The organism is Agrococcus sediminis, from assembly GCF_007923295.1.
GTDB classification, from domain to species: Bacteria; Actinomycetota; Actinomycetes; order Actinomycetales; family Microbacteriaceae; genus Agrococcus; species Agrococcus sediminis.
In genome coordinates this window covers 62,231-75,898 of sequence record NZ_VOIR01000019.1, presented here as the reverse complement: position 1 = coordinate 75,898, position 13,668 = coordinate 62,231, and the positions used below count along the sequence as shown (strand labels likewise).

Sequence of the window (13,668 nt, the reverse complement as noted above, 5' to 3'; positions counted from 1 at the left end):
GGAGAGCAGGTAGCGGGAGTGGTCGTCGAGCCAGTTCAGAATCTCGACGTCGCGGCCGTCCGCGAGTCGCCAGTGGGTGAAGTCCGATTGCCAGGTCTCGTTCGGCTGCGCCGCCTCGAAGCGGATCTAGGAGGAGCGGGGGCGCTTGCGCGGCTCGGGCTCGACCAGCCCGGCGTCGTGCAGGATCCGCCGGATGGTGGACGTCGACGGCGCGGGCAGGCCTTCGCGCTCGAGGTGCCAGCCGATCGTGACCGGGCCCGCATCGCTGCCCTGCCCGGTCAGCTCTCGCCGCAGCGCCACGATCCGTTCCCGCACTTGCGGCGACGTCCGGTGCGGGCTGCTGCGCGGCGCGCGCGACCGGGCCTCGACCGCGTCGATCCCGCCGTCCCGGTAGCGGGCCAGCAGTCGATGGAGGTGGCGCCGGGAGATGCCGTACTCGGCCGCGGCCGCCGTCACCGACAGCTGCTTCGACACGATCATCAGGACAGCGACACGAGCGCGAGACATGCCAGCGACTGTGACCGATGTCCCGACTCATGAGAGACCTATCAAGTGGGACCTATGTCGTGAACCCAGACACTGTGGTGACGCGGGACATCGAGCACGGATGTCCCGCGTCGTCGCGTTCCGCTTCCGTGTAGGTTTGAGCCACGGCAGTCAGACTCGTCACGTTGGAGCTCGCCATGCGCCCAAGCAGTCCTGCGCCGCTGATGCGCCGCGCTGGAGCGGTGCGGTGAGCGGCCGCATCCTCGTCGTCGACGACGACCGCGACATCCGCGACCTCGTCGCGATCAAGCTCGAGTCGGCGGGCCACGAGATCGTGACTCGCGAGGACGGCTCGCAGGCGCTCGAGGCGGCCGTCGAGGGCGGCTGGGACGTCATCGTGCTCGACGTGATGATGCCGGGCATGTCGGGCATCGACGTGCTGCGCGCGCTGCGCGACCGCGGCGACGAGACCCCGGTCATCCTGCTGACCGCCCGCGGCCAGGAGAAGGACATCGAGGCGGGCTTCGCCGCCGGAGCCGACCAGTACGTCACGAAGCCGTTCAGCCCGCGGGCGCTGCTCGCGCGCGTCACCGCCGCCATCGGATGAGCCCGCTGCCCGCCCCAGCGGTGCTGCAGGCGGTGCTGCTCGCCACATCCGCGGTGGTGGTCCTGATGCTGATCGCCCTCATCGCGCAGCGCACGCTGCGCCGGCGCCACGACCGGCGCGACGTTCGGCTCGACGCGCGCCTGCGCCCCCTGGTGCTCGAGGCGACCATCGCCGAGGACGACGAGATCGACGCGCTGCTCGACCGCGTGCGGGCCCTCAGCGCCCCGGAGCGCGCGCACGTGGGCCGATCGGCGTCGCTCATGCTGCGCGACGTCACCGGCGAGGCGGCCGATCGCCTGCGGGCTGTGGCCGACGCATCCGGCCTCGTCCCCAGGGTCATCGCGGCCGTCGCCGACCGCGATCCTGTGCGACGCGCCGACGCCGCGGAAGCGCTCGGGCTGCTCGCGCCGGCCGGGGCGCTCGAGCTGCTGCAGGCGCTCGCCGACGACCGCTCCCCCGAGGTGCGCACCGTCGCCGTGCGGGCGCTCGGTGCGTTCGACGACCCCGCGGCCGTCGACCGCGTCATCGCCGCGCTCGCGCTCGACAGCGGCATCCCCATCAGCGTCGCCGCCTCCGCCCTCGTGCAGCAGGGCGCCGCCGCGGGTGAGCGCGTGCGCGACGCGCTCGACCACCCCGACGCCGGCGTGCGCCGCGGCGCCGCGCGCGTCGCAGGGCTCATCCAGGCGCCGGGCGCCGGCGCGCCGCTCGCTCGGCTCATCGACGACGAGCACGAGGCGGTCGGCGCTGCCGCCATGCGGTCGCTCGAGCGGCTCCCGGTGCGCGAGGCGGTGCCGTCGCTGCTCGCCACCGCGCTCGCAGGCGGCTCCGCCGGCGAGGCGGCCGCCCGCACGCTCGCGGCGATGCCGGCGGCATGGAGCGCGGATGCGCTGGCCGCGATCGGCGCGAAGGGCGAGCCCGGCGTGCGGCGAGCCGCGGGCCTGCCGAGGAGGACTGCCGCATGACGTGGCTCCACGATGCGCTCGAGGCGGTCTTCGCCGTCCTCGCGTGGCCGTCGGCGATCTACTTCCTGCTGTCGAACACGGCGCTGCTGGTGCTGATCCTGATCGCCGCCCGCCACTTCGCCCGCTACCTGCGCCGCAGCGAGCACCGCGGCGACGACGCGATGGCCGCCTCGCCGCTCAGCCTCGGCGTCAGCGTGATCGTGCCCGCCTACAACGAGGCGGCCGTCATCCGCACGAGCGTGCGCTCGGTGCTCGACCTGCGCTACCCCGACCACGAGGTGATCGTCGTCAACGACGGCAGCGCCGACGACACGATGCGCGTGCTGCTCGAGGAGTTCGACCTCGTCGAGGACGACCGCGACATCCCCGGCCGCGTGCCGGTGCGCGGCACGATCCGCCGCGTCTGGCGCTCCCGCGGCGGCGCGGTGCCGCTGACGGTCGTCGACAAGGAGAACTCCGGCCGCTCCGACTCGGTCAACGTCGGCCTCGACCTCGCCGCGAAGGAGCTCGTGGTGATGGTCGACGCCGACTCCATCCTCGAGCCCGACGCGCTGCTGTCGGTGTCGAAGCCCTTCGCCGACGACCCCGAGCGCGTCGTCGCGACCGGCGGCGTCGTGCGGATCGTCAACAACAGCCGCGTGCAGGGCGGCCGCATCACCGAGATCCGCATGCCGCGGCAGCTCATCGCGCGCATCCAGGTCGTCGAGTACCTGCGGGCGTTCCTGCTCGGCCGCACCGCGTGGTCCGACCTGCAGGCGCTCATCCTCATCTCCGGCGCGTTCGGCATGTTCCGCCGCGACGTGCTCATCGAGGTCGGCGGCCTCGACCCCGACTCGATCGGCGAGGACTTCGAGCTCGTGATGCGCATCCAGCGCTGGATCCACGAGGGGCGCCGCGACGCGCGGGTCGAGTTCGTCGCCGAGCCCGTCAGCTGGACCGAGGCGCCCTCGACCCTCCGCGTGCTCGCCCGCCAGCGCCGGCGCTGGCACCGGGGCCTGTGGGAGGTGCTGTGGGGCTACCGCCGGGCGCTCCTCAATCCCCGATACGGGCGCGTCGGCATGCTCGCGCTCCCCTACTACTGGCTGTTCGAGCTGCTCGCGCCGCTCATCGAGGTGGTCGGCATCGTGCTCGTCGTGCTCGGCCTCGCCGTGGGCGCCGTCGACCCCGGCATGGCGCTGCTGCTGCTGCTCGTCTCCTACGGCTACGGCGCGCTCGTGACGCTCGCCGCGGTGATCGTCGAGGAGGCGAGCTTCCACCGCTACGAGCGCTGGCGCGACCTCGGCGCGACGCTGTGGGCGATCGTCGCCGAGAACCTCGGCTACCGCCAGCTCACGGCGATCTGGCGCCTGCAGGGCTGGTGGGCGGGCATCGCCGGCACGCAGCAGGTGTGGGGCGAGATGACCCGCACGGGCTTCGCCGAGGCGGATGCGTCAGGACAGCGGCAGGCGGACGGTCGCGGCTGAGCCCGTGCCGGGCTCGCTCTCGAAGGCGATCGAGCCGCCGTGCGCGTGCACGATCGAGCGGCAGATCCACAGCCCGAGCCCTGCGCCGGGGACGGCGGATGCGCGGGCGGACGACGCGCGGTAGAAGCGCTCGAAGACGCGGTCGGCCTCGGCCGCCTCGATCCCGGGCCCGTCGTCGACGACCCGCACGATCGCATCCGGCCCGTCGACCTCGACGACGACGTCGACGCTCCCGTCGTCGCGGGTGTACTTGATGCCGTTGGAGATGAGGTTCTCGAGCACCTGGGCGAGCCGGCGCTCGTCGGCCTGCACGGGCGCGGCAGGCCCGTCGGCGAGGCGGAGCGCGACGCCGCGGCGGCGAGCGCGGTGCTCGAGCGTGGCGACGGCCTGCTCGGCGACCTGGCGCACGTCGACGTCGTGCGGGTGCAGGTGCAGCTCGCCGCGACTCATCTCGCCGACGATCAGCAGGTCCTCGACGAGCGCGCGCAGGCGGTCGGTGTTGCGGCGCACGATCTCGAGCCAGGAGCGCACGTCGGCGGGCACCTCCTCGTCGAGGGCGAGCTCGAGGTAGCCGGAGATCGAGGTGAGCGGCGTGCGCAGCTCGTGCGAGACGAGGGCGACGAAGTCGTCGCGATCCTCGAGCATGCGCATGTAGCGCGTGATGTCGTCGATCGACGCGATCGAGCCGCGGAACTCGCCCTCGACGATCAGCGGCCGCGAGGACATCGTGACCGCGATGAGATCCTCCCCCGGTCGCTCCACCCAGAAGGCGAGGTTGTCGAACGACTCACCGCGAGCTGCTCGGACGAACGGCCCCTCGAGCTTCGGGATCACCTGCCGGGATTCGAGCTCCAGGAACTGCGCGCCGGAGAGCACCGCATCGGCGCTCGCATTCGCGAGCGCCGGGTGCCCCGCGAGCGTGCCGTTCATCCGCTGGACCTGGCCATCCGGGTCGAGCAGGAGCAGACCCACGCGCGCGGTCTCGAAGACGGTGTCGAGGAGCGCACCATCGGCCGCCAGCTGGCGCGCCATCGCCGTCTGCTCCCGCTCGCGCTCGAGGAGCGCGCGCTGCTGCTGCTCGATCCTGCCGGTGTAGCTGTCGGCGAAGAGCGCGGCGGCGACGAGCGCCAGCGGCACGAGCACCGCGCCGACCGCGTTCGCCGTCCGCGTCGTGCCCGCGGAGTCGGCGATCCGGAGTGCCATCGCGACGCCCATCGCCACCCCGCCGAGCGCCACGATCCAGACGCCTCGGCGTCGCCCCACGAAGCCCAGCCAGAACGCCGGCACGACCGCGAGCATCGCCACGATCCGCGGCACCGCCGGATCGCCGAGGAGCAGCATGATCGTGAGCAGGTCCAGCGCCGGCACGAGCACCGGCAGCCAGTTCGCGTCGTAGAGCGGGCCCTGCCCGAGCGCCGCCAGCCCGGTCGCCACCACGACCACGGCGACGGCCGCCCACAGCCATGGCCCGTCCCAGACGCCCGGCGCGACGACCGTCAGCACGATCAGCACGAGCGCGAGCACACCGACGGACAGGAGCTGGCCGCGCAGCGTCTCCGTCAGCGCGGCCGCGATGCCGTGAGGCCGCTCGCGGGCCTCGGCGGTCTCGATCGTGCTCACCGGCGACGGTTGCCGAAGACGCCGCGCACGATCTCGCGGATGATCGTCTGGCCGGTGCGGGAGCCGATGAAGTCGGTCACGACGTTGCCGCCGCCCCGCGAGCCCGAGCCCGAGCCGCCCGAGCGGGTGCGGTTGCGACGCGCTTCCTGCTCGAGCCGCTCCGCCTCCTCCTCGGCCGCCTGCCGCGCCGCGGCGTCCTGCTCGGCGCGCTGCGCGGCCTCGAGCTTCGCGCGCAGGATCTCGTATGCCGACTCCCGGTCGACGGGGGTGCCGTAGCGCGCCAGCATCGGCGACGCCTGCACGGTGCGCTGCATGTCCGACTCGGGGGTCGGATCCATCGAGCCCTGCGGGGCGCGCAGCCGGGTCCAGGCGACGGGGGTCGGCGCACCCCGCTCGTCCATGACGGTGACGATCGCCTCGCCGATGCCGAGGCTCGTGAGCACCTGCTCGAGGTCGTAGCCGCTCTTCGGGTAGGTGCGCACGGTGGCGCGCAGCGCCGTCGCGTCGTCGGGCGTGTGCGCCCGCAGCTGGTGCTGCACGCGCGAGCCGAGCTGCGCGAGCACGTCGGCCGGCACGTCCTTCGGCGTCTGCGTGACGAAGACGATGCCGACGCCCTTCGAGCGGATGAGCCGCACGGTCTGGGTGATGGCGGCCAGGAAGTCCTTGGAGGCGTCCTTGAACAGCAGGTGCGCCTCGTCGAAGAAGAATACGAGCTTCGGCCGGTCGATGTCGCCGACCTCCGGAAGGTCCTCGAACAGGTCGGCGAGCAGCCACATGAGGAACGTCGAGAACAGCGCGGGCTGGCTGGCGACGCCCGGCACCTCGAGCAGGCTGATGACGCCCCGGCCGTCCTCGGCGACGCGCATGAGCTCGCGCGTGTCGATCTCGGGCTCGCCGAAGAAGACGTCGGCGCCCTGCTCGCTGAACGCGGTGATCTCGCGGAGGATGACGCCCGCGGTCTGCGTCGAGATGCCGCCGAGGCGCTTGAGCTCCGCCTTGCCCTCGTCGCCGGTCAGCCACAGCAGCAGCTCGCGCAGGTCCTTGAGGTCGACGAGCGGCAGCCGCTGCTCGTCGGCGTAGGCGAAGACGATGCCGAGGCTCGACTCCTGCGTGTCGTTGAGGCCGAGCACCTTCGCGAGCAGCGTCGGACCGAACGACAGCACGGTCGCGCGGATCGGCACGCCCACGCCCTCGCCGCCGAGCGCGAAGTACTCCACGGGCGACGCGGCGCCCTGCCATGCCTGCCCGATGCCCGCGGTGCGGGCGAGCAGCTTGTCGCTCGACTCGCCGGGGGTGGCGACGCCGGAGAGGTCGCCCTTGATGTCGGCGGCGAAGACGGGCACGCCGGCGGCCGAGAGCTGCTCGGCGAGCACCTGCAGGGTCTTCGTCTTGCCGGTGCCGGTGGCGCCGGCGATGAGGCCGTGCCGGTTCATCATGGCGAGCGGGATGCGGATGGGCGTCTGCGGGTCGGGGTCGCCGTTGACGAGCGCTCCCATCTCGAGCGCGGGGCCCTCGAAGGCGTAGCCCTCGCGCACGGCGGCGACCTCGTCGTCCGAGAGCGGGCCGTCGTGCTCCGCCGGCTCGATCGTCTCTCCGACCTCCACGGGCTGCTCGGGATCGGCCGGAGCCGGCGCCGACTCGGGCGCCTCGGCGAACGTCTCCGCGACGGGCGGCGCCTCGTCCGGCGTCGCGTCGTCCGCGGGCAGCGGCGGCGCATCCGCCCGCGCGCGCTGCTCGCCGGCCTGCAGCTCGGCGAGCCGCGCCTCGGCCTGCGCCTGCGCCTTCCGCGCCGCCTCGAGTTCCGCCTGCACCTTGGCCAGCTCGTCGCTCATGCGGTCATCCTTGCATGCGTCCCGGCAGGATCACTCGATCGCGGGCACCTGCCGCGGCCGCACCACGAGCCACAGCGACGCGGTCGCGAGGATGCCGCAGATGAGCATGATGACGCCCATCGGGATCGCGTTCTCGATGCGGAACAGGCCGACGATGGGGCTCACGAGCCCCGCGATCGACATGTTGAGCGCGCCCAGCAGCGACGCCGCTGTGCCCGCCTCGCCGCGATGCCCCGCGAGCGCGAGCGTCTGCACGCACGGCATCGACAGCCCGAACGCGAACGCGAAGAGCGCCAGCGGCGGCACGAGCCCGAGGATCCCGAGCCCGGCGAGGTCGAGCACCACGATGAGCGAGGCGCCCACGATGAGCAGCGACGTCGAGACGGCGAGCACCCACTGGGCACCCCACCGGTTGGCGGCCCGCCCGGCCGACTGCGTGCCGATGAGCACCGCCACCGAGCAGAGCGCGAAGATGAGCCCGAACCCGCTCGGCGAGAAGCCGTACACCTCCTGCAGCAGCAGCGACGAGGTGGCGAGGTAGGCGAACATGCCGCCGAAGATGCTCGCGCCGATGATGGCGACGCCGACGAAGACGCGGTCGGTGAGCACGGAGCGGTAGCGCTGCCGCAGCGTCGAGTGCCCGGGCACGTGTCGCAGGTGCGGCGGCAGCGTCTCGCGCAGGAAGAGCAGCTGCAGCACGATGACGAGCACCGCGTAGGCGGCGAGCACCCAGAACAGGCCGCGCCAGTGCAGGATGCCCAGCAGCCACGACCCGACGACGGGCGCGGCGATCGGCGCGATGCCGATCACGAGCGCCAGCCGCGACAGCGCGGTGGTGAGCTTCTTGCCGCTGAAGAGGTCGCGCACCATCGCCATCGCGACGACGGTGCCCGCGGCCGCGCCGAAGCCCTGCACGATGCGCAGCAGCGACAGCGAGACGATGTCGGGCGCGAGCGCGACCCCGACGCTCGCGAGCACGTGCACGCTCGTGGCGATGAGCAGCGGCGCGCGACGGCCGATGCGGTCGGAGAGCGGCCCGACCACGAGCTGCCCGAAGGCGAAGCCGAGGGTGGTGGCCGACAGCGTCAGCTGCACGGCCGCATCCGTCGTGGCGAACTCGCCCTTCACCTCCGGGAAGGCCGGCAGGTAGAGGTCGATCGTGAAGGGGCCGAGGCCCGCGAGGAGCCCGAGCACGAGCAGCGTGGTGACGCGGCGCCGCCGCGTGAGCGCGTCGCCGGGCGACGTGAGCGTGGCGGCGGTCACGCCCGGGGCAGGGCGAGCGGCACCTCGTCGCGCGGCGCGACGCGCTCGGCGCCGGTCGCGGCGTCGTGCTCGAAGACGATGCGGCCGTCGATGAGCACCGTGCGCGGGCGCGCCATCGGGTCCATCCAGTCGCCGCCCCAGACGACGAGATCGGCGCGCTTGCCGACCTCGATCGAGCCGATCTCGCCGTCGACGCCGAGCGCCTTCGCCGGGTTGATCGTGATCGCCCGCAGCGCCGTCTCGCGGTCGAGCCCCTCGCGGACGGCGAGGGATGCCTGGTGCACGAGGAAGGAGATGGGGATCACCGGGTGGTCGGTGATGATCGAGAGCTCGACGCCCGCCTTCGCGAGCTTGCCGGGGTTCGCGATGGAGCGCTTGCGCAGCTCCATCTTCGACTTCGTCGTGAAGAGGGGGCCGATGAGCACGGGCACGCCGCGCTCGGCGAGCAGGTCGGCGACGACGTGCGCCTCGGTGCCGTGGTCGATGATGAGGTCGTAGCCGAACTCGGCCTGGAGGCGCAGCGCGGTGACGATGTCGTCGGCGCGGTGCGCGTGCTGGCGCCACGGGATCTCGCGGCGCAGCACCTTGCCGAGCGCCTCCATCGTCAGGTCGACGTCGTGGTGGCGGTCGTTCTCGGGGTCGGCCATCCGGGCCTGGTAGTTCTGGGCGGCGACGAACGCGTCGCGCAGGATCTTGGCCGTGCCCATGCGGGTCGACGGCGTCACCTTCTTCTCGCCGTAGACGCGCTTCGGGTTCTCGCCGAGGGCGCTCTTCAGGCCCGCCGGCTCGCGCAGCACCATGTGGTCGACGATGCGGCCGTGGGTGTGGAGCGTCGTCGCCTGGCCGCCGATCGGGTTGCCCGAGCCGGGGTTGACGTTCACGGTCGTCACGCCGCCGGCGAGCGCGAGGTCGAAGCCCTCGTCGAACGGGTCGATCGCGTCGATCGTGCGCACCCCGGCGGTGTTGGGGTTCGTCATCTCGTTCGTGTCGTTGGCGGTGTGCCCGTCGCCCTCCGGGTTGACGCCCAGGTGCACGTGCGCGTCGACGAGCCCCGGGGTCACCTGCGCGCCGCCGGCGTCGAGCACCTCGGCGCCCTCCGGCACCGCGACGTCGGCGCCGAGCTCGGCGATCCGGCCGTCCCGCACGAGGATCGTGCCCTCGAACTCCTCGCCCTCGACGGGCACGACCTTGGCGTTGACGATGGCGAGCAGCATGCGGTTCCTCTTCGTATCAGATGGCGTCCGTCCAGCCTACCTCCTTAGCCGGACGAACGACTTGGCCGTCCCACGCTGCCGCCGCGGAGCATCCGCACCTTCCGCCGATTGGTCACGAATTGCTGCCACACGTCGCGAATGATCGCCGAACGTGACCAATCGACGCGGCGGGAGCGACGGCCCCGAGCATCCGCCCGGGGCCGTCGTGAGGCTGCGCGTCAGCCGAGCGAGCGCGAGCGCCGCTTGTTGTAGACGTCGAACGCGACGGCCAGCAGCAGCACCATGCCCTTGATGAACTGCTGGTAGTCGGTCGAGACGCCCATGAGCGACATGCCGTTGTTCAGCACGCCCATGATGAGGCCGCCGGTGATCGCGCCGACCACCGTGCCGATGCCGCCCTGCACGGCGGCGCCGCCGATGAACGCCGCCGCGATCGCGTCGAGCTCGAACAGGTTGCCAGCGCCCGGTCCGGCGGAGTTCAGGCGCCCCGTGAACACGATGCCGGCGAGCGCGGCGAGGATGCCCATGTTGACGAACAGCATGAAGTCGATGCGCTTCGAGCGGATGCCCGACAGGTCGGCCGCGTGCCGGTTGCCGCCGACCGCGTAGATGTGGCGTCCGAAGCGGGTGCGCTGCATGACCACCGTGTAGATCACGATCAGCGCGCCCAGCACGATGAGCACGACCGGGGTGCCGCGCGAGCCCTCGGCGATGCCGAGCAGGAACGTGACGAGCACGATGAGCAGCGCGCCGAAGCCCGTGCGGGTCCAGAACCACCAGGCCGGCTCCGCCTCGACGCCGAGCTTCACGCGCTTCGCGCGGCCGCGCAGCTGCGAGCCGACGAAGAGCACGAGCGTCAGGACGCCGAGGCCCACCGTGATCCACTCCGCGGGGCTCGTCGACGCCGGGAAGAGCTCCGGGAAGAGGTAGCCGCCGCCCAGTTGCCGGTACTCGGTCGGGAACGGCGTGATCTGGGTGTTCGAGAGCGTGATCTGCGTCAGGCCGCGGAAGATGAGCATGCCCGCGAGCGTCACGATGAACGCCGGGATGCCGACCACCGCCACCCAGAAGCCCTGCCAGGCCCCGACGACGGCGCCGAGCACGATGCCGACGACGATGCCGAGCCACCACGGCCACCCCCACTGCACGACCATCACGCCGGTGGCGGCGCCGACGAAGGCCGCGACCGAGCCGACCGAGAGGTCGATGTGGCCGGCGATGATGATCATCACCATGCCGATGGCGAGGATGAGGATGTAGCTGTTCTGGACGATGATGTTCGCCACGTTGCCGGCGGTGAGCAGCCGACCGCCGGTGAGGCCCTGGAACAGCAGGATGATCACCACCAGCGCGATGAAGATGCCGATCTGCTGCACGCGCGAGAGCAGGAACGAACCCGCGGTGCGCAGCGGCGACGGGGCGAGGTCGCGGGTGGACGAGTCACGGGGCGAGGACATGGTCCGCCTCCTTCTCCTGGGTCATGCGCTGCATGAGCGCTTCGGGCGTGGCCTCGGCGATCGGGAACTCGCCCGTCACCCTGCCCTCCGAGATCGTGTAGATGCGGTCGCAGATGCCGAGCAGCTCGGGCAGCTCCGACGAGATGACGATGACGGCCTTGCCGTCGGCGACGAGCGTGTTGATGATCGTGTAGATCTCGTACTTCGCGCCGACGTCGATGCCGCGGGTGGGCTCGTCGAGGATGAGCACCTCGGGGTCGGTGAAGAGCCACTTCGACAGCACGACCTTCTGCTGATTGCCGCCGGAGAGCTTGCCGACGACCGCGTTGACGCTCGGCGTCTTGATGCGCATGCTGCGGCGGTACTCCTCGGCGACGAGGATCTCCCGCTCGCCGTCGACGAGCACGCGCCCGACGAGCTTGTCGAGCGCCGCGGCCGAGATGTTGCGCTTGATGTCCTCGATGAGGTTGAGGCCGTAGCGCTTGCGGTCCTCGGTCGCGTACGCGAGCCCCGCGCTGATGGCCGCGGGCACGGTGCGCACGTCGACGGACTTGCCGTGGAGGTACGCGGTGCCGGTGATGTGCGAGCCGTAGGAGCGGCCGAAGATGCTCATCGCGAGCTCGGTGCGGCCCGCGCCCATGAGGCCGGCGATGCCGACGACCTCGCCCGCGCGCACCGACAGGTTGGCGCCGTCGATCACGACGCGGCCCGACTCGGTCGGGTGGTGCACGCGCCAGTCCTCGATGCGGAAGACCTCCTCGCCGATGCGCACCTGGCGCTCCGGGTAGCGCGACTCGAGGTCGCGGCCGACCATGCCCTTGATGATGCGGTCCTCGGAGACCTCGTCGGTGACGAGCGTCTCGATCGTGCGGCCATCGCGGATGACCGTCACCTTGTCGGCGATCGCCTTGATCTCGTTGAGCTTGTGGCTGATGATGATCGACGTGATCCCCTGCCCCTTGAGGTGGCGGATCAGGTCGAGCAGGTGCGCGGAGTCCTCGTCGTTGAGGGCGGCCGTCGGCTCGTCGAGGATGAGCAGCTTGACGTCCTTCGAGAGCGCCTTCGCGATCTCGACGAGCTGCTGCTTGCCGACGCCCACCTCGTTCGCGCGCACGGCGGGGTTGTCGCCGAGCCCGACGCGGGCGAGCAGGCGCTGCGCCTCGGTGTTCGTGGCGTGCCAGTCGATGAGGCCGCCGCGGCCGACGATCTCGTTGCCGAGGAAGATGTTCTCGGCCAGCGACAGGTGCGGGCTGAGCGCCAGCTCCTGGTGGATGATCACGATCCCCTTGTGCTCGGAGTCGGTGATCGAGCGGAACTCGACCGGCTCGGCCTCGAAGACGATCTCGCCGCCGTAGGTGCCGTGCGGGTAGACGCCCGAGAGCACCTTCATGAGCGTGGACTTGCCTGCGCCGTTCTCGCCGCAGATGGCGTGCACCTCGCCGCGCTCGACGGTGAGGTTCACGTCGGCGAGCGCCTTCACGCCGGGGAACTCCTTGGTGATGCCGCGCATCTCGAGGATCGCCGTCACGGTCGTCCCTCCTTCCGTTTCTCGCCGCCGGAGCGGCGGTGCGGGGCGGGGGCTCGCGCCCCCGCCCCGGACCGTTCCTAGAGGTCGCCCTCGTCGTAGTAGCCCGACTCGATGAGCACCTCTTCGTAGTTGTCGACCGTCACGATGGTCGACTCGAGGAGGTACGACGGCACGATGAGCTCGCCGTTGTCGTAGGTCTCCGTGTCGTTGACCTCGGGCTCCTCGCCGCTCAGCAGCGCGTCAACCATGGCCACGGCCTGCTCGGCGAGCAGTCGCGTGTCCTTGAAGATCGTCGAGTACTGCTCGCCGGCGATGATCGACTGCACCGAGCCGACCTCCGCGTCCTGGCCGGTGATGACCGGCAGGGCGTCGGTCGAGTAGCCGCCCGACGTGAGCGCCGAGATGATGCCGATCGACAGGCCGTCGTAGGGCGAGAGCACGCCGTCGAGGCGGGTGTCGCCGATGACGGTGAGGATGTTCTCCATGCGCTCCTGCGCGGTCTCGGGCAGCCAGCGGAGGATCGCCGCCTGCTCGAACTCGACCTGGCCGCTGGGCACCTCGAGCACGCCCTCGTCGATGAGCGGCTGCAGCGTGTCCATCGCGCCGTTCCAGAAGAACGTCGCGTTGTTGTCGTCGGGGCTGCCCGCGAAGAGCTCGATGTTGAACGGGCCCGCCTCGTCGGTGCGCTCGCCGCTCTCGTCGAGCACGCCGAGGCCGGTCAGGAGGCTCGTCGCCTGCTGCACGCCCACCTGGTAGTTGTCGAACGTCGTGTAGTAGTCGACGTTCGGGCTGCCGTTGATGAGGCGGTCGTAGGCGATGACGGGGATGCCGGCGTCGCCCGCCTGCGCGAGGACGTCGGTCAGGGTCGTGCCGTCGATCGAGGCGATGATCAGGGCCTCGGCGCCCGAGGAGATCATGTTCTCGATCTGCGAGACCTGGGTCGGGATGTCGTCGTTCGCGTACTGCAGGTCGACCGTGTAGCCGAGCTCCTCGAGCTGCGACTGCACGTTCGCGCCGTCGGCGATCCAGCGCTCCGACTGCTGCGTCGGCATGGCGACGCCCACGATCTGGCCCTGGCCGCCGGTGTCGGCGCCGTCGCTCGCGGCGGGCTCTGCCGTGCCGCCACGGCCGCAGCCGGTGGCGAGGAGCGCGATGACTCCCGCTGCAGCGACAGCGCCGAGGATGCGGTGCTTCTTCACTGTGTTTCCTTTCCTGGGGTGCCGCGATGCGGCGGGG

Annotated in this window: 10 protein-coding genes and 1 pseudogene; 3 read left to right on the top strand and 8 right to left on the bottom strand. The window is 71.7% G+C overall.

Going from position 1 to position 13,668, the window contains the following annotated elements:
* Window positions 1-507 (bottom strand): annotated as a pseudogene (locus FQ330_RS13115) (helix-turn-helix domain-containing protein); the annotation flags it as partial.
* A 226-nt stretch (window positions 508-733) separates the two neighbouring features.
* Between FQ330_RS13115 and FQ330_RS13110 the strand changes: the two are divergent.
* The 3 genes from FQ330_RS13110 to FQ330_RS13100 are packed head-to-tail and all read left to right on the top strand — an operon-like array spanning window position 734 to window position 3,518.
* The gene (locus tag FQ330_RS13110; RefSeq protein ID WP_225792876.1) at window positions 734-1,093 is read left to right on the top strand and encodes a response regulator transcription factor; all 360 of its coding nucleotides are present in this window, start codon (window positions 734-736) and stop codon (window positions 1,091-1,093) included.
* A complete protein-coding gene (locus tag FQ330_RS13105; protein ID WP_146358178.1) occupies window positions 1,090-2,055 on the top strand; it encodes a HEAT repeat domain-containing protein in 966 nt (321 codons plus the stop codon). The genes FQ330_RS13110 and FQ330_RS13105 overlap by 4 nt, the downstream gene beginning before the upstream one ends.
* Window positions 2,052-3,518: a glycosyltransferase family 2 protein gene (locus FQ330_RS13100; RefSeq protein ID WP_146358176.1), complete on the top strand. Its 1,467-nt coding sequence runs from the start codon at window positions 2,052-2,054 to the stop codon at window positions 3,516-3,518. Before FQ330_RS13105 ends, FQ330_RS13100 begins: the two co-directional genes overlap by 4 nt.
* Here FQ330_RS13100 and FQ330_RS13095 read toward each other — a convergent pair.
* From FQ330_RS13095 to chvE, 7 genes are all read right to left on the bottom strand, one after another.
* Entirely contained in the window at window positions 3,486-5,138 is a 1,653-nt protein-coding gene (locus FQ330_RS13095; protein WP_146358174.1) for a sensor histidine kinase, read from the bottom strand. The two genes, FQ330_RS13100 and FQ330_RS13095, sit on opposite strands and share 33 nt — an antisense overlap.
* Window positions 5,135-6,970 (bottom strand): helicase HerA-like domain-containing protein, encoded by a 1,836-nt coding sequence (locus FQ330_RS13090; RefSeq protein ID WP_146358172.1) that lies wholly within the window; start codon window positions 6,968-6,970, stop codon window positions 5,135-5,137. The genes FQ330_RS13095 and FQ330_RS13090 overlap by 4 nt, the downstream gene beginning before the upstream one ends.
* A 30-nt stretch (window positions 6,971-7,000) precedes the next feature.
* Window positions 7,001-8,233, bottom strand: a complete 1,233-nt coding sequence (locus tag FQ330_RS13085) for a multidrug effflux MFS transporter (protein WP_146358170.1) — start codon at window positions 8,231-8,233, stop codon at window positions 7,001-7,003.
* Window positions 8,230-9,447, bottom strand: a complete 1,218-nt coding sequence (locus tag FQ330_RS13080; RefSeq protein ID WP_146358168.1) for an amidohydrolase — start codon at window positions 9,445-9,447, stop codon at window positions 8,230-8,232. The genes FQ330_RS13085 and FQ330_RS13080 overlap by 4 nt, the downstream gene beginning before the upstream one ends.
* Before the next feature lie 218 nt (window positions 9,448-9,665).
* A complete protein-coding gene (gene mmsB, locus FQ330_RS13075; protein WP_146358166.1) occupies window positions 9,666-10,904 on the bottom strand; it encodes a multiple monosaccharide ABC transporter permease in 1,239 nt (412 codons plus the stop codon).
* Window positions 10,888-12,414: a multiple monosaccharide ABC transporter ATP-binding protein gene (mmsA, locus tag FQ330_RS13070; RefSeq protein WP_146358186.1), complete on the bottom strand. Its 1,527-nt coding sequence runs from the start codon at window positions 12,412-12,414 to the stop codon at window positions 10,888-10,890. Before mmsA ends, mmsB begins: the two co-directional genes overlap by 17 nt.
* Window positions 12,415-12,509: 95 nt before the next feature.
* Window positions 12,510-13,631, bottom strand: a complete 1,122-nt coding sequence (gene chvE / locus FQ330_RS13065) for a multiple monosaccharide ABC transporter substrate-binding protein (RefSeq protein WP_128188350.1) — start codon at window positions 13,629-13,631, stop codon at window positions 12,510-12,512.
* Window positions 13,632-13,668: the final 37 nt, after the last annotated feature.